This is a genomic window from Pseudomonas sp. GW823-FHT02C02 (genome assembly GCF_058797635.1).
In genome coordinates this window covers 1-20,206 of record NZ_JBXAJV010000026.1, presented here as the reverse complement: position 1 = coordinate 20,206, position 20,206 = coordinate 1, and the positions used below count along the sequence as shown (strand labels likewise).

Here is a 20,206-nt window from a genome sequence, read left to right as displayed (position 1 = left end):
AACCGCGCTCAGCGATAAACCGGGAAGTCCGCGCACAGGGCCGACACTTGCTGGGCAACATTCGCTTCCACGTCGGCGTCGCCGAGGTTGTCGAGGATGTCGCAGATCCAGCCGGCCAGTTCCACGCACTGGGTCACCTTGAAGCCGCGCGTGGTCACCGCCGGGGTGCCGATGCGCAGGCCGGAGGTCACGAACGGCGACTGTGGATCGTTCGGGACAGCGTTCTTGTTGACGGTGATGTGGGCGCGACCGAGTGCTGCATCCGCCTCTTTGCCGGTGAGGCCCTGACGGATCAGGCTGACCAGGAACAGGTGGTTATCGGTGCCGCCGGACACTACATCGTAGCCGCGTTTGATAAACACGCCGGCCATGGCCTGGGCGTTGTCGATCACTTGTTGCTGGTAAACCTTGAAACCAGGCTCCAGCGCTTCCTTGAAGCACACGGCTTTACCGGCGATGACGTGCATCAGCGGGCCGCCCTGTGCGCCGGGGAATACCGCAGCGTTGAGCTTTTTCTCGATTTCTTCGTTGGACTTGCACAGGATCAGGCCGCCACGCGGACCGCGCAGGGTCTTGTGGGTGGTGGTGGTGACCACGTCGGCGTACGGCAGCGGATTCGGATACAGGCCAGCGGCGACCAGACCGGCCACGTGGGCCATGTCGACGAACAGCAGCGCACCGACTTTGTCGGCGATCTGACGGAAACGTGGGAAGTCGAGGGTCTTGGAGTAAGCCGAGAAGCCGGCAACGATCATCTTCGGCCGGCATTCGACCGCCAGGCGCTCGACTTCGTCGTAATCGATCAGCCCGGTCTTGGTGTCGATACCGTACTGCACGGCGTTGTACAGCTTGCCCGAGGACGACACTTTGGCGCCGTGGGTCAGGTGACCACCGTGGGCCAGGCTCATGCCGAGGATGGTGTCGCCCGGCTGGATCAGGGCCAGATACACAGCACTGTTGGCCGAAGAGCCGGAGTGCGGCTGGACGTTGGCGTAGTCGGCACCGAACAGTTGCTTGGCGCGTTCGATGGCCAGCGCTTCAACTTTATCGACGTGCTCGCAGCCACCGTAGTAGCGCTTGCCCGGATAGCCTTCGGCGTATTTGTTGGTCAGGCCGCTGCCTTGCGCTTCCATGACGCGTTTGCTGGTGTAGTTCTCTGACGCGATCAGCTCGATGTGATCTTCCTGGCGTTGCTCCTCGGCATTCATCGCCGCCAGCAGTGCATCGTCGTAACCCTGGATCTGGTCTTGCTTGCTGAACATCGCGTCTCTCCCAGCGGCATCTATGCGCCATTCGTCTCGGTAAGGCACCGGTGTTTCGACAGTGCCCTTTGATGCGATGGTATGACCGGCGCAGACAGGCCAAATGCCTACGGACGCCACGCAAAGGTGCGTTTACGACATGGCGGGAAATGGCATGCCGAACACACTCCTCAAATCACCAAGGAACCCCTGTAGGAGTGAGCCTGCTCGCGATAGCGGTGGGTCAGGCAACATCAATGCTGGCGGTGACGGCCTCATCGCGAGCAGGCTCACTCCTACAGGGGTCAGGCGATTGCCTGGCGCATTGCGAGCAACAGCAAAAAATGCAGCGGATACAAGGCATACGCCCAACGCCGCATTGGCGGCGGCTGGAAATGCCGGGTATGTCGCAACAGGAACAACCCGAGCAATGGCGCAATCAGACAAGCGGCAATGCCGAGGAAGGCTGCACGGTTGCCGATCCTCGCGGAGTAAAACAGCACCTCCCATTGATTCGCCGCCAGGCACACCAACCCCGGCAACAGGCTGAAATACCAGGGCCGGCGGATCACCAGCAACGTCGCCAGCGGCAGCAGCACCCCGAAGAATCCAAACATCAGCCACTGCGGGAACAGCGCCGCCAGCGCCAGCGCGACCACCGCGAGCAGTCGTGATTGCAGGCGTTGATCCTGCCAGCCGCGGGCCACCAGCAATCCCAGCGCCAGCGTAGGCAACACGTTCAAGGTGTCGGGATCGGGAATGTACATCCGGTAGGGAATTTCGCTGAGGGCGCTGAACAACAGCAACCAGCCCAGGTATCGCCACTGGCCGTCGGTCGTCGTGGCACCAGTGCGCGCAAGGTTGGCCGCCATCGCCAGGCAGAACCACGGAAACGCCAGCCGTCCCGGCACATACAGCAGATCGACGGAGTAACCGACATATCGCAGGTGATCGAGCACCATGCTCAATAGCGCCAGCCACTTGAGCAGATCCAGTGCCCCATCCCTTTGCGTCATGTGCATAATTGCCCGTCGTCTTTGTAGTGTTCTGTCAGACGCATCCCGTGTGCTCGCCGGATGATCTTCGGTAAAGTGCGCACCATCATTGACCACGAGGCGCTTCACCATAAGCGTCTCGACCACGGAAAGCAGGGCCATGACCGATAAGAGCCAACAATTCGCCAGCGACAACTATTCCGGTATCTGCCCTGAAGCCTGGGCTGCCATGGAACAGGCCAACCACGGCCACCAACGCGCTTACGGCGACGATGAATGGACCGCACGCGCGTCCGATGATTTCCGCAAACTGTTCGAAACCGACTGCGAAGTGTTTTTCGCCTTCAACGGCACCGCGGCCAACTCGCTGGCCCTGTCGTCGCTGTGCCAGAGTTACCACAGCGTGATCTGCTCGGAAACCGCCCACGTCGAAACCGACGAGTGCGGCGCGCCGGAATTCTTCTCCAACGGTTCCAAGTTGCTCATTGCCCGCACCGAAAACGGCAAGCTGACCCCGGAATCGATCCGCGAAGTCGCCCTCAAGCGCCAGGACATCCACTACCCGAAACCCCGCGTCGTGACCCTGACCCAGGCCACCGAAGTCGGCAGCGTCTACACCCCGGAAGAAATCCGTGCCATCAGCGCCACCTGCAAAGAGCTGGGCCTGAACCTGCACATGGACGGCGCGCGCTTCTCCAACGCCTGCGCATTCCTCGGCTGCTCCCCGGCCGACCTGACCTGGAAAGCCGGCGTCGATGTGTTGTGCTTCGGCGGCACGAAAAACGGCATGGCGGTGGGTGAAGCGATTCTGTTCTTCAACCACAAACTGGCCGAAGACTTCGACTACCGCTGCAAACAGGCGGGGCAACTGGCCTCGAAAATGCGTTTCCTGTCGGCACCGTGGGTCGGGATTCTGGAAAACGACGCCTGGCTCAAATACGCCCGCCACGCCAACCATTGCGCGCAGCTTCTTGCAGAACTGGTCAGCGATATTCCCGGCGTGGAACTGATGTTCCCGGTACAGGCCAACGGCGTGTTCCTGCAACTGTCGGAGCCGGCCATCGCTGCACTGACGGCCAAGGGCTGGCGTTTCTACACCTTCATCGGCAACGGCGGCGCACGCTTCATGTGCTCGTGGGATACCGAAGAAGAACGCGTACGTGAATTGGCGGCGGATATTCGCGAAGTCATGTCCCACTGATTCCTTCAAACAGCAACCCGATCCCCTGTGGCGAGGGAGCTTGCTCCCGCTCGGCGGCGCAGCCGTCGTAGAACCAGCCAATGCGGTCTGCCAGACAGACCGCATTCTCAGTATTCGGGGCCGCTTCGCAGCCCAGCGGGAGCAAGCTCCCTCGCCACAAAACCCCTTTCCCCCTCCCCTGATCACTCACCCTGAAACTCTTGGTCTACATTGATTGGCGAGCCGCTTCTATCCGCTCAGACAATAATAATCAGGAGCGTACGCATGTCCTTACAAGGCAAAACCCTGTTCATTACCGGTGCCAGCCGTGGGATTGGTCGTGAGATCGCGCTGCGAGCTGCGCGGGATGGGGCCAACATTGTGATTGCCGCCAAAAGCGCCGACCTCCACCCCAAACTGCCCGGCACGATTTTCAGCGTGGCCAAGGAAGTTGAAGACGCGGGCGGCAAGGCGCTGGCCTTGCAGGTGGATGTTCGCGATGAACTCGCGGTACGCGAGGCGCTGGCCCAGGCCCACGAGCATTTCGGCGGTATCGATGCATTGATCAACAACGCCGGGGCGATCAAGCTGACCGGCGTTCAACACATCGAGCTCAAGCGCTTCGACCTGATGCACCAAATCAACACCCGCGCCGTGTTGCTGTGCAGCCAGGCTGCCCTGCCCTATCTGAAAAAAACCAAGGGTCACATTCTTAACCTGTCGCCACCGTTGAACCTGGCGACGAAATGGTTCGCCCAATACAGCCCCTACACGGTGACCAAATACGGCATGAGCATGCTGACCCTGGGCATGAGTGAGGAATTTGCCAGTTATGGCATCAGCGTCAATTCGTTGTGGCCGCAGACGATGATTGCGACGGCGGCCATCGAGTTTCAGCTTGGCTCAAGGGAATCCTTCAAACACGCACGAACGCCGGCGATCATGGCCGATGCTGCTTACGCAATTCTGGACAGCAGCGGTCGCAGCATTACCGGGCGGTTGCTGATTGATGAAGAGATTCTGAGTGAGCACGGGGTGACGGATTTTGAACAGTATCGGTTCGCGCCCGACACCACTGACCCGCTGATGCCGGACCTGTTTGTCGACTGAAGAAAACAACCGGTCAGAAAAGATACAAAACCTGTGGGAGCGAGCCTGCTCGCGAAAGCGCCGGATCATTCAACATCGATGTTGAATGTCCGTATGCCTTCGCGAGCAGGCTCGCTCCCACAAGGGATTGGCGTTGCTTAGAACTCGATGCGCACGTCGCCCTTCGGCACGCTGCAGCACGACAGGATGTAGCCTTCGGCTTCGTCTTCCTCGGTAATCCCGCCGTTGTGGTCCATTTCGACCTCGCCACCCAGCTTCAGCACTTTGCACGTGCCGCAAATGCCCATGCCGCAGGCCTTCGGAATCAGCAAGCCCAGCTTGGCCGCCGCCGCATGCACGGTTTCACCCGGGGCCACGCGAATGCTCTTGCCGGAGGAGATAAATTCGACTTGATGCAGGTCCGCCAGATCAACTTCCGGCGCGTCGGCAGCAATTTCGGCCTGTTCCACCGCATCGGCACGGGCTTCCGGCGGCGTGGCACCGAAGGATTCCTCGTGGTAACGCGACATGTCGAAACCGGCGGTCTCGAGCATGCGCTTGACCGCGTTCATGTACGGCGTCGGGCCGCAGCAGAACACTTCGCGCTCCATGAAGTCCGGGGCCATCAGTTCGAGCATCTTGTGGTTCAGGTAACCGCGATAACCCGCCCACGGCTCACCCAGACCATGCTTCTCGCAGATCAGGTGAAGGCTGAAGTTATCGATCCGCGACGCCATGTGTTCCAGCTCGCGGTGATAAATGATGTCTTTGGGCGAGCGGGCGCTGTGGATAAACACCATGTCGACGTTGCCGTTGGTGTCGTAGAACCAGCGCGCCATCGACATGACCGGCGTGATACCGACACCGCCGCTGAGGTACAACACCTTCGGCGCGGTGAAGTCCATGGCGTTGAACAGCCCGACCGGCCCGTGCACCGCCAGCTCCTGACCTTCATGCAGCGTGTCGTGCAACCAGTTCGAGACTTTGCCGCCCGGTACGCGCTTGATCGTCACCGAAAAGCTGTACGGCACCGATGGCGAGCTGGAAATGGTGTAGGAGCGCATGATCGGCACGCCTTCGATTTCCAGCTCCAGGGTGACGAACTGCCCCGGCTTGAAGAAGAACAGGATCGGCTGGTCGGCCATAAAGCAGAAGGTGCGCACATCCCAGGTTTCCTGGATGACTTTGACGCAACGGACGATGTGTCGACCGTTGGCCCAGGTCTGGGTGGTTACCGGATTCAGGAAGCTGTTGGACATGCTGTTCTCCACCGCCGATGGTCGGCCTTATGTTGGCGATTCTGCGTATAGCGCGAGCCACCCATTTACCTATCTGCGACATTCACATACTTATCGCGACCAGCCCCCAACTACCGGGGGTTGCGCGTCGGGAACAGATTGGGCCATGTCGCCCATGGATAAGGTTCTGCCCAGCGCCGGCCCCACACTCGCTCCATACCAAGACACAATCTTTACACCTTGCTTTACACCTTGCGTAGCAAACCGGTGGCCGGTGTAACGGGGTTGGGTGGAGCAGGTCCGGATGCATGAAATTCTGAGCCAAGGCGCCGCGACGACTCATAGCGCGCTATGGGGAGGAGCGGCAACGCAGGATCAGAACTTCATGCGCCGGACCTGCCCGCCCAACCCCGTTACACAGGCCACATAGCCACTTTCGCCGGCCACACAGAATGGCCTTGAGGATCAAATCGATGGACGTCACCGCAAAAATCAGCCTGGGCGATCCGCTGGAACCCGCACGCAAGGCCACCGCGCAGATGCTGCAAGAGCGCGAGCGCACTTTCTCGCTGCCGCAGCCGTTTTACTCTGACGAGCGGCTGTTTGATATCGACATGCAGGAAATCTTCCAGAAAGAGTGGTTGATCGCCGGCATGGCTTGCGAGATCCCGACCAAGGGCAACTACCTGACCCTGCAAGTCGGCAAGAATCCGATCATCGTGATTCGCGGCGCCGAAGGCGTGATCCATGCATTCCACAACGTCTGTCGTCACCGCGGCTCGCGTCTGTGCACCAGTGAAAAGGGCAAGGTTGCCAAACTGGTCTGCCATTACCACCAGTGGACTTACGAACTGGACGGTCGCCTGCTGTTCGCCGGCACCGAAATGGGCGCCGACTTCGACATGAAGCAGTACGGCCTCAAACCGGTGAACGTGAAGACCGCCGGCGGCTACATCTTCATCAGCCTGTCGGAAAACCCGCCAGCCATTGATGACTTCCTGTCGACGCTGAACCATTACATGGAACCGTATGACATGGAAAACACCAAGGTGGCGATTACCACCACCTTGATGGAAAAGGCCAACTGGAAGCTGGTGCTGGAAAACAACCGCGAGTGCTACCACTGCAACGCGTCGCACCCGGAACTGCTGAAAACCCTGCTGGAATGGGACGACGTCACCGACCCGCGTGCCGACCAGGCCTTCAAGGACCACGTCGCGGCCTCCGCCGCTGCCTGGGAAGCCGAGAAGATCCCTTACGCCCACGCCAGTTTCGGCCTGCGTAACCGCATCGTGCGCATGCCGCTGCTCAAGGGCACCGTGTCGATGACCCTGGACGGCAAACAGGGCTGCGCCAAACTCATGGGCCGCATCAAGAACCCGGACCTGGGCTCGATGCGCATCCTGCACCTGCCGCACTCGTGGAACCACTGCATGGGCGATCACATCATCGTCTTCACCGTGTGGCCGATCAGCGCTCAGGAAACCATGGTCACCACCAAGTGGATCGTCCACAAGGACGCGGTTGAAGGCGTGGACTACGACGTGGAGCGCATGCGCCAGGTCTGGGACGCCACCAACGACCAGGACCGTCGCCTGGCCGAAGAGAACCAGCGCGGGATCAACTCCACGGCGTACCAGCCAGGGCCTTACTCCAAGACCTATGAGTTTGGTGTGGTGAACTTTGTGGACTGGTACAGCGAGCGTCTGTTGAGCAACCTCGGGGCCGAGCCTGCGCCTTACCTCAAGGGCGTTCCGGTTCAGGGCTAACAGCAAAAGCATCGCGAGCAGGCTCGCTCCCACAGGGGATCTTTGGTGCGCTGAAGATCGAATGTGGGAGCGAGCCTGCTCGCGATGGCGGCCTCACATTCACCCGATCAACTTGAAGACCACCGCACGCTGCCATCCTCCCCGATAAACGTCTCTTCGATGTGCTCCCCCACCAACCGCACCTTCACATACCCATTCAACACCCGATCCGGGTACGCCTCATCCCGCGCATTCTCGGTTTCCGACCACAACACCCGCGTATGCCCGTCCAGCTCGCTGGCATTACCATACGGAATCGCCCCATGCCCGGCGCAACGCGCATGCAGTCCACCCTGGGCCGCATAGCAAATGCCATTGTGCAAATGCCCCCAATACCAGTAATCAGGCTCCCGCCCCAGCGCATCACAGACCGGCTGATACAACGCCGTCTTGTTGTGCCCGGAAATATCGAACCCCTGATGGTGACTGAGCACCATGATCTTCTTGCGCTGGGGCAGTTCTTTCATCCAGGCGATCTGCTCCTTGTTCAGCGTGCCGTCCATGTACAGATTGATGGCGTCTGACGCATAGGCCGTGTCGAGCCCGACCACCAGCCAATCGTCGTTGTACAACGCGAAATAACTGGTGCCTTGCTGCGCCGGAAAACGCTTGGCCAGTTCCTTGAAATAACCGTGGGCGCCGCTGTACATCTCGTGATTGGAGTTGAGGGTGAACGAGCCGTGCTTGCCCATGGGCCAGCCGACCATGTCGACGTCTTCCTGGGAATGGGTGCCGGCGTAATACACATCCCCCAGGTGAATAGTGAAATCGGCCTGAGCCAGTTGCATCTGGTTGGCCACCGCCACCGCCGGGGCGTGGCTGTCGAACGGACCGGTGCCCCAGTCGCCGGCGATCGCCAGCACCACGTCACTGTCCATCTTCATCAATGCCGGGTTGGTGGCGAACGGCGCGTGATGGCGCAGGTTTTCGATCCACTTGAGCAGCGCTTCGCTCCACAACAGATCCAGCAGTTCCCACTTGCGACAGCCCAGCAGACTGCCGTCCTTGAGCACCCGGGTCTGCAACTGGTCGACCGATTGCGGCAAAGGCGTGGCGTTGCCGATGTGCAGGATCGACAAACCGTGGGACAACTCCCACGGCACGCTTGGCTGATCGACCGGCAGATCGCCGTGTTTGAGCACGTATTGCGCCTGATCGTGGCCACGCTGCAACAGGGCGACGATGGCCTGGAACTCCTCGGGCTCAAGCTCGCTGATGAGCTTTTTCCAGGACATTTCCAATCGCGTGAACAGCCCATGCACGCGAACTTTGACCTTGTCGTATTCATGTTCCCAATGAGTAACTAATGACATGTTGGCATTCCTCCATCCGTAGTGGGATCACAGGGTTTTCATGAACTCGATGAGCGCCCGTTTATCGATGTCCGACAGTTGCGTGCCGTACAGGTGGCCGCTGTTGTGGTTGCCCTCCAGGCGCGTGTCGTATTTGAAGTCCGCCGAGGCCTTGGCCTGCGCCCCGCTCGTGACGAAGCCGACCTTTTCCTGGTCGTACACATCGGAGCCGGTGTAGAACACCGAAGGCCGTTGTTCCGGCGTCTGCAGCAAATCCCACAACGTGGGCACCGAACCGTTATGCAGATAGGGCGCCCGCAGCCAGACACCATCGGTCGGCGTGTTGCTGTAGCTCTGGGTCTTGCGATAGGCGTTGAAGTCGAATGGCGGTTTCTTGAAGGTGTGGAAGGCCTCCACCAACCCCGTGGTGAACGAGTTCAGGCGATGGGGATCGGTGCCCAGTTCGTCGATGTGGGTGGTGACCTGGCCGGTGTCGGTGCGACCGAAGTCGTGACAGCCGGCGCAGTTCTGATCCCAGAGCGGTTTGCCCTGGGCGACCTTGGCCTGGTCCAGCGCGAACGGCCAGACGGGCGGCTTGGTGCCGAGCAGCCAGTTGGTCACGCGGTTGAAGCTTTCCGGCAGCACCGATTCCGGCGTCGCACCCACGGCCATTGCCGCTGCGTAGTTGCGCTCGTGGATGTCGTTGTTGTTGCCGTCCCAGTGCAGGTACAGCGACTCCCGGGGTTTCTGGTTCCACACTTGCGGCAGGTCGACGGTGCCGATGGTCGAGTCATCCGGGAAGCCGAACACCACCATTTTCGTCGGGTTAAAGGTGTCGGTGCGCCCCGGCCCCTGTTGCGGGCGCAGCTTCTGCCAGGCGTAGGCCTGTTTCTGTTTGAGCAGCGCGCTCTTGGCCATCGGAATGATCAGGTAGCGGTTGTACAAGCGCTCGAAAAACCCGAGTTGGAACTTGCCGTTGATCGCAGTCATCACCGCGTCGGTGGTGAATGTCGGATCGCTGGCGCAATCGTAGGCGAACCACTGAAAGGCTTGCAGTTGAAGGGTATTGGCCGGGGCGGTGGCCACCGGGGTGGCAACGTCGCTGGCATTGGCCCGGTAGGAACCGGTGTGACACAGGGCGCAGTTCGGCTCCACGGTCGGGTAGCCGATTTGCCGCTTGGCCATGCCGATGGGCAGGTCCTTGCCGTTCTCAAAGAGGAAACCGAAGACTTCATAGCCGCCGGGTTTCGGCAGTTTCTCGGGGCACATCTGCGGCAGCACGGCGAACAGGTAATACGGGATGCGTGCTTCGATGCCGAGGCCGATGGCGGCGTACTTGTAGTGGTCTTCGTCGGAGGCGTACTTCTCGGCTGGCACCACCCGCAGCATCTGGTACCAAGTCTCGTAACCGATAAATCCCAGCACCAGGACCACGATCAGCGTGCCGACCTTGAAACTGTGCCGCTGCCAGCGCAGCGCCCAGCCGGCACGCCATTCCCGCCAGCCGTCACAGAGCAACGCCAACGGACGATTGGCCGGCGTGCTGCCCAGGTACAGCAGGATGCCGAGGATCAGGAGCATGCTCAGATCGCCCATCAGCATCGGCACGAACACCGATGCCTGGCTGCTGGTGTTGATCAGGTAGATCCAGAACGCCACGGCGATCAGTCGCGACAACACACATAACCAGGAATGCACCACAAACCGCGGCGCATTGAAGCCCGACGGCATGTAGAACACGCTGATACCCACCAGCAGCATGCCGGCGTTTTCAAGCCATGGATCGGAGAGTTGCGGTGGCAGGCCGAGCATCGAGGTCAGCAGCGCCGGAGCGAAAAGCGCCGGGATCGCGAAGACCATGTTCATCACGATGCCTAGCCAGATGAAGCGTTGGAACCAGCGGATGTAACTGTCCATATCATCCATTTCCTTCTAATCCTGAACACCGTCCACTGTGGGAGCGAGCCCGCTCGCGAAAGCGTTGTATCAGGCAACGTCAATGTTGACTGTGCCGCCGCTTTCGCGAGCAGGCTCGCTCCCACAGGTTGTGCGACAAATCTCCAGCCACCGGCGGTATTAGCCGAGGGCGGTTTTCTCGAGGTGTTGCAGGATGATCGGGTACACATCGACCACCGCGTCCTTGCCGAACATGCAATCGATATGGCCGTACCCCGGCACCACATGCCGGCTGTAACGCTCCGGCCCATGGACCTTGCACACGCGGTCATAAGTCTTGAGCGTGCTTTCCGGCAGGTAGCACTGGTTGTCCGCGCCGCTGATAAAGCAGATCGGCATGCTCAGCCGGTCGAAGTGCGGCATGTAGACGTCGTCACCCTTGAAGTCCACCAGATGGCCTTTGCGCACGATCAGCGCCAGGTGCTCGAAGGTGTGCATGTTCGACTCGCCAAACAATTCGTGCAGGTTGTCGTGCAAGGTTTCGTTGAGGGTGTCGTGGCGATACAACGACGCGTACATGAAGGTGATGCGATGGCACACCGGGTTGGTGCAGTAGCCTTGGGCCTCAATCCGGGCGTAGCCGTTGAGCGCCTTGTCGTAGAGCTTGTTGAACAAGTTCTCCTTGTTGTCGGCATACGCCGTGAGGGATTTGATGCCGATGGCGTCGAGCATGCCCGGCAGGTGCAAACCGGCCTTGAGCCCGGTTGCCGTGGCGACCACCGTATCCGCCGCGATCTGCGAGCAGACCACCGAGCGCACGCCCTGCAGCCCGGCCAGCAACGACATGAAGAAGGTCGTCGCGCCGTAGCAATGCACCACGCACTGCACGTCCGCCGCCTCGGTTGCCTGGCGGATCTGCGCGATGGCCGCCTTGAAGTCGTACTGGGCGATCTGGTCGCCGTTCCATTCCTTCTTGCTCGCCGGCAGCAGGATGCTCACCCGCAAATCCAGGAGCCAGACGTCGTACTCGTGCTTGCACAAGAACTCCAGCAGGTTGGTCTGGATGGTGTCGGTGGAGAAAATATTCGAGCCTACTCCCAACCCATGAACCAGCATCACCGGCCCTTTGCTGCCGCCCTGATAACGGGTCAGGCGCAATTCGACGTTGTCTTCGGTCTGGAAGAAATGCACCACTGGCGACGGCGCATCCAGGGGGCGTTTGAGCCGTGGCGGTGCGTCGGGATTGAAGTAAATGTCGCCGGCGAACACGCCGCCATAGCTCTCCCAGAGAATCCCGGCGAAGAACTTGCCGAACCGCGCCAGGCCTTCGATGCGTTCGCGTTCGTTGCGGGCGTTGAGCACCTTCATGGTGGTCATTTGCTTGGCAAAGTCGGTCGGATGGATGTGCATCACCCCGCTGCCGATCACCTCGCCGGTCTTGTCCGGCCCGCGATACAGCGTCACGTAGAGGGTGCTGGTGTCGTGCCAGATGTTCAGCACGCCGTTGTCCTCGGGCACGGTTTTGAAGGCGCTGCAGTAAAAGTCGCTGCCGTCCTCGGCGGTCAGTTTCATGTCGTACTTCATGTGGCGCACGCCGACCTGCTGCTGATACTGCTCGAACAGGTTGAACACGCCGTTGCTGGCGGTCAGCGGCTGCGGCGACAGGCTCGGGGCGTTGACCGTACCGACCAGCGTCGCGGCGTGCTCCGGCTCCTTGATCATGCGATTGAGGTCGTTGGCGGTGATGGTCAGGGTGAAATCGATGGGCGAGTTATCTGCCTCGCCGCGTTTGGCCGCCGCTTCGTAGACCTTCAGGTCAGTACTTTGGGCTGCGGTGAAGGCCCGGGAAAAGTAGCCTTTCATGGTTTCGGTGAATTGCACGCCGAGCGTTGGCGGCGCCACTTGTTTGCGTGGGGCCGAAGGCAGCGTGTAGTCGATCTGCCAGCCGCGATCGGCAGCCAGCAGGCCCATGTTGCGCTCGCTCACCGCGGAAATTGTCAGCAACGGATTGACCGCCAGGGACGTCGGAATTACCGCGCCGTCGGTCACGTACAAACCGGCATACACGTCAGTCCCGCTGGCGCCGCTGAACACCTGGCCCTTGTGGTTGACCACGCCCTGCCCCGCGTCCTCGCCCATGACGCAACCGCCCAGGGGGTGTACCGAGACGATGCTGTGTTTGAGCAATTTGGTCCAGATCGGGTTCTCGACCCAGATGCCGCCCAGTGCCTTGGTGCTCAGGTGCAGCCGTTCATTGCCGATCTTGACGTTTTCCTGCTCGCCAACGCCCGGCCAATCGATGCGCAGCTGATCCTTGCTGTCCAGCACCATCCGGCCCTTGCCGTCGTCGTGGCTCATGATCAGGTACGTCTGCATGTTGTGCAGCGCGCCGTAATACGGGCCACGGAGGAAGCTTTCGGCTTCGCGTTCCTTGTACTTCAACTTGCCGGTAAAACTGTCGTCGGTGGGCTGACCGATCAGCTCGGCGAACCCGGCCATGCTCGGCACCATCGGCCGACCGAGGGCACCGGGGATCGATCCTTCTTCGATGACCATGCGGCTACGCCAGTCGCCTTCGGTGCGCATGTCGATGACCGAGGTGATGCACGGGCCGACCGGCTGCAATTCCTTCGCCGGATGCGCGCCGAAACCGATGCCATTGATCGGTTGTGCGCAATTGTGACCGAAGCCGAGGATGTCGCCGTTGCCGCTCATGTTCTCGCCGAGCTGGCCGGACATCGACAGGCCTTTGTCCCGGGAGCGCAGGAGGATTTCGGTGGAGCCGAGGGTGCCGGCAGACACAACGACGATGTCGGCTTTGACGAACAGCGTCGGCGCCGAGAACTTCTCGCGGCCGCTGTCCAGGTACTGGAAGTGCACGATCCAGCCATCGCCGTCGCGCTCCAGATGCCGCACTTGCGCCTGGCAGAAAATCTCCGCGCCATGGTTCCAGGCGTCCGGCAGATAATTCATCAGCGTGGTGTTCTTGGCCTTGTTGTTACAGCCCGAGACGCAGTCGCCGCAATGGTTGCAAGGCAGTTGTTCAACACCGACATGGTTGAGGTTGTTCGGCAGTTTGTCGAAGGTCACGTTGATCGGCGGCCGGTAAAAATGCGCGCCTTGCTTGAGGTAGTCCGCCGACTTCTTGTTGGCTTCGAGTTTCGGCAACACCGGTGAAGTGCTGGGATACGGATTGGGCTTGAGCATTTCCCGCGCCCGGGCGTAACCGTCCTTGAGCAAGGTGTCGCGATGTTCGCGCACCGCCAATGGCCAGCGCGGATCGTCGAACACACCGGGCTCCGGTTCGAGGGCGACGTTGGCGTTGATCAGCGACGTACCGCCCAGGCCGCAACCGACCACCACGTTCTGCTGGGCGTTGACGTGCAGATCGAACAACCCGGTGCGCGAACCGATGTGGCCGTCCGGGTCGTGCACCTGCAATTCCTCGGTGGCTGCCAGCATCGTGTTCGGGTATTCGCCGGGTTGTATCTCCCGGCCCCGTTCCAGCAGGCAGACCCGCTTGCCGGCGCGGGACAGGCGCGACGCCGCGATCCCGCCGCCGTAACCCGAGCCGATGACGATCACGTCGTAATGTTCCTTGATGTCGCTGATGGGCGTTGCGATCCGTGTCATGGGACTTTCCTCTATCAGGCAGATAGGGCAACTCTGCGGTTGCCTGCAATCGATGGGCGAACGAGTACTTGGCCACTGAGTGAACTCAACGGCAGCACGCGGGTGTCACTACGAAAGGTCGGGCGCTATAGGCGAGCGCGCTGATTGGCGGCGCGGCGGTGAATGCGTTTGCGCAACAAGACCGCCGGGAGGGGCACGCACGTTGCGAAGAAAATGGGGGCGGGCTGGCTATCCATCACGCGTTCTCCCTGAACCAGATGTGGATAAATGACGGCGGTCCTTGTGACCTGTGAGTGAAGACAGGCGACCGATCGAAGTCAAGCCAGCGGCTTAGAACTGTATGAAATCTGATCTATTCCATTCAAGCCTATGCGGGACGTGGCTTTCAGGGTTTGGCGAACAAGTTATCCACACCTCCACCCACAGCTAATGGGGACAAGTGTGGATAGGCGGGAATCTTTCTCCACAGAAACCGAAGAAAAACCGTGACTTATCCAGAAGGCCGGTTTTCCACAGCGATTGGTTGTTTTTTGATCTAAAGCTTGCAGGGCACGTTATACGTGGCTTGCAGCGGATGGCGAACACCTTATCCACAGAAGCGCCAACAGACTTTGGGGGCAACTTCCGCCGATCTGTGGAAAACCTCTGAAAACCGCAATATATCGGGCTTTGCGGGTGATTAGTCGCGCAAAACCGCTGACTTGGTCGTTTTTTAACCAGCCACCTGACAAGCCCGTTTTATAAGGCCTGTAGCGGACAGCGAACATCTTATCCACAGATGCGCTAACAGAGATTGGGGGCAAGTATTGGCTAGCGGACAAACTTATCCTCTGGAAAAAGCCTGTAAAAACCGCAAGTTAGCCTGGTTGTTTTTTGTACGAAGGTTTGCAGGGCTTGTTTTGTATGGTGTGTAGCGAAGGGCGAACATGTTATCCACAGAAGCGCTAACAGGGATTGTGGGTAACCATGGGTTTTCTGTATGGGATGGAAACGCCAACCTGAATCTGGCGCAACATCGGGTTAATGTTCATGGCCGATACATCAGGTAGGCCTCCCCCGTGACCCGAATCATCGGATGGGGCGTGATCTGGCAGGTGTCGACGATGCGGAAGCCATGACGCTCATAGAACCGACGCGCGCCAGTGTTGGCGGCGTAGTCGATCAGGCTCAAGCCGTTGAGCCCGAGCCGGTTGGCACGGTCGTAGGCGTAGGCAAGGAATTGCTTGCCCAGGCCCAGGTTGCGCCAGCCTTCATGCAACGCCAGGCTGGATATGTACAGGGTGTCGGGGATTTCCATCTTCGCGTAGGGCGCCAGGACCGGATCGGTCGTCGGCTCTGCCAGCGGATCGTGACGCATCACGTAACTGTGCAGCATGCCGATGACCCGGCCCTCCGACTCTGCGATAAGGCAGTTCTGCCAGGAGAAATCCACGTCGTCGCGGGCGTAACGAATGGCGCCGACGTCCAGCAGATCCTGACCGGGCTGGGCGAGTTGGCTCCAAATGTAATCGGCAGCCCCCTCCGATGTGATTTGAAACAGACGCGCAATCTCACGCGCATCGGCGCGCACTGCCGAACGAAATTCTACTGCCATTGTTTCCCCATAAATGTCGGTGACACGGACACCCTGTGGGAGTGAGCCTGCTCGCGAAAGCGGTTGATCAGTCGCAAGGATGTTGAATGACCCACCGCTTTCGCGAGCAGGCTCGCTCCCACATGGGTTCTGTGCTGATTTTCGGTTAGCGGACGACGCCTTCTTCGATCAGCAACTTGAGAATCGCCTCAGCCCCGGCCTGCGCGGTCACGCCTTTGAGCACTTGCCCACCGCCGCCACTGGCCTTGGCCGTCGCAGCTTTCATCCGGTCCGCGCCGCTCTTGGCCTTGATCACCTTCAGACGTTTTGGACGTGGCTTGGCCGGTTGCAGCGTGGCGACGGCCAACAATTCATCATCGATCACTTCGACTTCATCGGCCTGCAACACCCCGCGTCGGGCCGGGCCGTAGGCGCTCTGCCGAGGTTTCGGTGCAGCGTTATCCACAGTTGCGAGAAACGGCAGCCGCACTTTCAACCGACGGCGTTGACCGCGAGGCAAGGCTTGCAGCACCAGCGCTGAATTACCGTCGATGGATTCCACTTGAGCCAGCCCCACCACCAGCGGCCAGCCGAGGCTTTCCGCCAGCAGGAACGGGAGCATGCCCGAGCCTTCGCCGGTTTCCGCCTGACTGCCGGTCAGCACCACTTGCGCCCCGGCGTCGCGCAGGTACGCAGTCAATGCCGGCAGTGCATCGGCGCCTTGCGGTTGTTCGAGCACATGCAGTTGTTCCAGGCCCATGCCTAGATAAGCGCGCAACGCCGGCTCTGCGACATCGCCGGCATGCAGCACGTGCAAGTTATCCCCAGCCAGTTGCAGACCCAGTTCCACCGCCCGCGCATCCTGCTCCGCGCGACGTGGCCGGCCGGAGGTCGGGTGGGCGCCGATGGACACCAGGCTGATGATTTTCGTGCTCATAACCCTTTCCTTTCCTTAAGCCGCATCGCGCTTTGCTTCGTTGCGGTAAGCCTCTACCGCCGCGATCAAGGCTTGAAGAATTTCGGCGCTCTCACCGATCACCGACAGGTCGGCTCGTTTGATCATGTCGCAGCCAGGGTCGAGGTTGATTGCCACCACCTTGTCGCAGGCACCAATGCCTTGCAGGTGCTGGATCGCCCCGGAAATCCCCACCGCCACGTAAACCCGCGCGGTGACCCAGGTACCGGACGCGCCGACTTGGCGATCGCGCGCCATGAAGCCATCGTCCACCGCCACCCGCGACGCGCCTTCGGTGGCGCCAAGGGCTTCAGCGGTCCTGTGGAAAAGTCCCCAGTCCTTGACTCCGTTGCCGCCGGAGAAGATGAATTCGGCTTCGGCCATCGGAATCGCCGCCGGATCCACCGCCACCGCGCCCAAATCTTCAATGCGCGACAAGCTGCGTGCGACGGCTGTGGATAACTCCACGGGCAACGCTTCGTGACGGGTTTCGCTGACCGGTTCTGCGCACTCGACAGCGGCCAGAATCAAGCGTGCGACCGGACGCGCAAGGTCCTGTAAACCGGCACCGGCGCGGCCGATGCATTCCTGATCCTTGACCTGCCAGACCCGCGTGGCCGGGCGTTCGCCCAGTGCGGCGGCAAAGCGCCGACCGAGTTCACCGCCACCGCTGCGGCTGTCCGGCAGCAGCCAGTGACGCGGACTGAACTGGTTATCCACAGCCCGCAGGCCCTGGACCCGTTGCTCCGGTGCATAACCGCTGAATTCATCGCCGTCCAATACCAGCAAGCGATCGACGCCTGCGGTAGTGAAGGCGTTTTCTTTGTGTTCGCCGAAAACCACGGCCAACACCGCGCCTTCCTTGCCGGCCAGTTGATGCGCCAGACCGAGCAAGTCGCGGTCGTGGCTGCTCAAGCGGCCGCCGACCATGTCCGGCACCACGCTGATGTAAAACGCAGGTGCAGGCACTTGATGCAGTGGCAATTGCACTTCCACGGCCGCCGAGCGTTTGGTCGCGCCGCCCTGCTGAGCGCCGCTGCGGTCAATGCGCTTGATGCCGTTGGGACCGATAAAACCGATGCCGTGCAGGTTCTTGCGGATGACGCCGTTAGGGCCCATCCAGCTGTGTTGCGCCGGTTGCATGGCCGCGTGCAGCGGGTGCAGGCGGTTACGGGCAATCCATTCGGCGCGGGGGTCGCGGCGGATAATGTCGCTCATCAGTGGGCCTCCGCAGGTTCACGTTGGGCCGGTTTGGTCGGCTTGCTCGGCGCCGCGTCTTCGAGCAACGCGTCCGCCACCAATTCGGCGATGTCCTTGATCAGCGGACGCGGTTCGACCACGCCTTCGAGCATCGCGGTGCATTGCGGGCAACCCACGGCCACCAGTTCGGCGCCGGTTTCGCGGATGTCGTCCATGCGCATGTCAGGGATCCGTTGCTTGCCCGGAATGTCGGTGATCGGCGCCCCGCCACCGCCGCCGCAGCAGCGCGAGCGGAAACCGGAGCGTTGCATCTCTTTGACTTCAATGCCGAGGGCGCGCAGCACTTCACGCGGCGCCTCGTATTCGCCGTTGTAGCGGCCGAGGTAGCACGGGTCGTGATACGTCACGCTGCTGCCTTTGTGCTGGCCAAGGTTCAAGGCGCCAGCGCCGATGATTTCGGCCATGTAGGTGCTGTGGTGCTGCACCAGGTAGTTGCCGTCGAAGGCGCCGTACTCGTTTTTCAGCACGTGGAAGCTGTGTGGATCGCAGGTGACGATACGGTTGAAGCTGTACTTGGCCAGGGTCTGGATGTTGCGTTTGGCCAACAACTGGAACGTCGCTTCGTCGCCCAGACGCCGGGCCACGTCACCGCTGTCGCGCTCTTCGAGCCCCAGCACTGCGAAGTCGACCTTGGCCGCTTTCAATACCTTGACGAAGGCGCGCAGGGTGCGCTGGTTGCGCATGTCGAAGGCGCCGTCGCCAACCCAGAACAGCACGTCGACGGACTTCTTCTCGCTCATCAGGTTGAGGTTCAAATCCGCCGCCCAGTTCATCCGCCCGCCCGGCGCGAAACCGCCCGGGTTATCGGTGGCAATCAGGTTTTCCAGGACTTCGGCGCCCTTGTTCGGAGTGGCGCCTTTTTCCAGGGTCAGATGGCGGCGCATATCGACGATGGCGTCGACGTGCTCGATCATCATCGGGCATTCCTCGACACAAGCCCGGCACGTGGTGCAGGACCACAGGGTCTCGGCGTCCACCAAACCGTTGACGATCGGTTGATGCGGGTTGCCGGCGTGCTCGCCGATGGCCTTGCCCGGATACGGGCTGCCAGCGAACTTGGCGTCGGTGCCACCGGCCAGGCCGACGACCATGTCCTGAATCAGTTTTTTCGGGTTCAGCGGCTGGCCGGCGGCGAATGCGGGGCACGCAGCTTCGCATTTACCGCACTGCACGCAGGCGTCGAAGCCGAGCAGTTGGTTCCAGGTGAAATCCTTGGGTTTTTCCACGCCCAACGGTGCGCTCGGGTCGTTCAGGTCCAGCGGTTTCAAACCGGTGGAACGACCGCCGCCAAAGCGTTCGGCGCGACGGTGCCAAGCCAGGTGCAGGGCCCCGGCAAAGGCGTGCTTCATCGGCCCGCCCCAGGTCATGCCGAAGAACAGTTCACTCACACCCCACAAAACACCGAGGCCGAGGATCGCTGCCACCACCCAACCGCCGAAGTTTTCCGGGAGGATGCCGGCCACCGGCAGGGTCAACAGGAAGAAGCTCGCCGAGAACGCCAACAGGCTTTTCGGCAGGCGCATCCACGGCCCCTTGGACAGGCGCGCCGGTGGGTTGCGACGACGCAGGTAGACAAAGATCGCACCGACGAACATCACCACCGTCATCAACAGCAGCGCGTAACCGAGGATGCGGTTATGCAGGCCGAAACCGTGCACCAGAATCGCCAGCACGATGGACGCCACCGCACCACCGGCCGTGGCCACGTGGGTGTTGGCGATGTATTTGTCCCGCGCCACGACGTGGTGCAAATCGACCATGTAGCGCTTGGGCATGGCGAACAGGCCGCCGATCAGGTCGACCTTGGAGGCACGGCCCCGGCGCCACATAGCCACCCGCCGCAACGCGCCGAGGACGGCAAGGCCCAGGGCAGCGAACAACAGGATTGGAAGAAGGGTGTTCAACATGGTGGAGCTCCCAAAGACCGCAGGGTCTTGCAGGCCAAACTACCTGGATGCCTTGCCCGATTCCTTGTAGGAGCGGGGGGGGGGGGGGGGGGGGGGGGGGGGGGGGGGGGGGGGGGGGGGGGGGGGGGGGGGGGGGGGG

Annotated in this window: 13 protein-coding genes; 3 read left to right on the top strand and 10 right to left on the bottom strand. The window is 61.0% G+C overall.

Features of this window, described 5'->3' with window-relative positions:
* Window positions 1–8: 8 nt before the first annotated feature.
* Window positions 9–1,262 (bottom strand): serine hydroxymethyltransferase, encoded by a 1,254-nt coding sequence (gene glyA, locus AC1ROI_RS31535; protein ID WP_102593737.1) that lies wholly within the window; start codon window positions 1,260–1,262, stop codon window positions 9–11.
* A gap of 284 nt (window positions 1,263–1,546) precedes the next feature.
* Window positions 1,547–2,263 (bottom strand): TraX family protein, encoded by a 717-nt coding sequence (locus AC1ROI_RS31530; protein WP_083375608.1) that lies wholly within the window; start codon window positions 2,261–2,263, stop codon window positions 1,547–1,549.
* 133 nt (window positions 2,264–2,396) lie between these two features.
* On the opposite strand from AC1ROI_RS31530, the gene AC1ROI_RS31525 reads away from it, so the two are divergent.
* Together AC1ROI_RS31525 and AC1ROI_RS31520 are read left to right on the top strand one after the other, a co-directional pair.
* A complete protein-coding gene (locus AC1ROI_RS31525; RefSeq protein ID WP_010467030.1) occupies window positions 2,397–3,437 on the top strand; it encodes a threonine aldolase family protein in 1,041 nt (346 codons plus the stop codon).
* A gap of 264 nt (window positions 3,438–3,701) precedes the next feature.
* The gene (locus tag AC1ROI_RS31520; protein WP_102593736.1) at window positions 3,702–4,526 is read left to right on the top strand and encodes an SDR family oxidoreductase; all 825 of its coding nucleotides are present in this window, start codon (window positions 3,702–3,704) and stop codon (window positions 4,524–4,526) included.
* A 137-nt stretch (window positions 4,527–4,663) separates the two neighbouring features.
* Here AC1ROI_RS31520 and gbcB read toward each other — a convergent pair whose 3' ends face one another.
* A complete protein-coding gene (gene gbcB, locus AC1ROI_RS31515) occupies window positions 4,664–5,764 on the bottom strand; it encodes a glycine betaine monooxygenase reductase subunit (RefSeq protein ID WP_010467027.1) in 1,101 nt (366 codons plus the stop codon).
* Window positions 5,765–6,216: 452 nt separating this feature from the next.
* On the opposite strand from gbcB, the gene gbca reads away from it, so the two are divergent.
* Window positions 6,217–7,512, top strand: a complete 1,296-nt coding sequence (gbca, locus tag AC1ROI_RS31510) for a glycine betaine monooxygenase oxygenase subunit (RefSeq protein ID WP_010467026.1) — start codon at window positions 6,217–6,219, stop codon at window positions 7,510–7,512.
* A gap of 107 nt (window positions 7,513–7,619) precedes the next feature.
* Here the strand turns inward: gbca and AC1ROI_RS31505 are convergent, their stop codons facing one another.
* The 7 genes from AC1ROI_RS31505 to dgcB form a co-directional block, all read right to left on the bottom strand.
* Window positions 7,620–8,864, bottom strand: a complete 1,245-nt coding sequence (locus tag AC1ROI_RS31505) for a metallophosphoesterase family protein (protein WP_077747271.1) — start codon at window positions 8,862–8,864, stop codon at window positions 7,620–7,622.
* A gap of 27 nt (window positions 8,865–8,891) precedes the next feature.
* The gene (locus AC1ROI_RS31500) at window positions 8,892–10,760 is read right to left on the bottom strand and encodes a c-type cytochrome (protein ID WP_102593735.1); all 1,869 of its coding nucleotides are present in this window, start codon (window positions 10,758–10,760) and stop codon (window positions 8,892–8,894) included.
* A 159-nt stretch (window positions 10,761–10,919) separates the two neighbouring features.
* Window positions 10,920–14,372, bottom strand: coding sequence for a GMC family oxidoreductase N-terminal domain-containing protein (locus tag AC1ROI_RS31495; RefSeq protein WP_102593734.1), 3,453 nt, complete (start codon window positions 14,370–14,372; stop codon window positions 10,920–10,922).
* A gap of 1,027 nt (window positions 14,373–15,399) precedes the next feature.
* Window positions 15,400–15,966, bottom strand: a complete 567-nt coding sequence (locus AC1ROI_RS31490) for a GNAT family N-acetyltransferase (RefSeq protein ID WP_010467022.1) — start codon at window positions 15,964–15,966, stop codon at window positions 15,400–15,402.
* Window positions 15,967–16,111: 145 nt separating this feature from the next.
* Window positions 16,112–16,882 (bottom strand): electron transfer flavoprotein subunit beta, encoded by a 771-nt coding sequence (gene etfB, locus AC1ROI_RS31485; protein WP_010467008.1) that lies wholly within the window; start codon window positions 16,880–16,882, stop codon window positions 16,112–16,114.
* A 15-nt stretch (window positions 16,883–16,897) separates the two neighbouring features.
* The gene (gene etfA, locus AC1ROI_RS31480; RefSeq protein ID WP_010467007.1) at window positions 16,898–18,118 is read right to left on the bottom strand and encodes an electron transfer flavoprotein subunit alpha; all 1,221 of its coding nucleotides are present in this window, start codon (window positions 18,116–18,118) and stop codon (window positions 16,898–16,900) included.
* The gene (dgcB, locus tag AC1ROI_RS31475; protein WP_010467006.1) at window positions 18,118–20,067 is read right to left on the bottom strand and encodes a dimethylglycine demethylation protein DgcB; all 1,950 of its coding nucleotides are present in this window, start codon (window positions 20,065–20,067) and stop codon (window positions 18,118–18,120) included. The genes etfA and dgcB overlap by 1 nt, the downstream gene beginning before the upstream one ends.
* Between the last annotated feature and the right edge of the window lie 139 nt (window positions 20,068–20,206).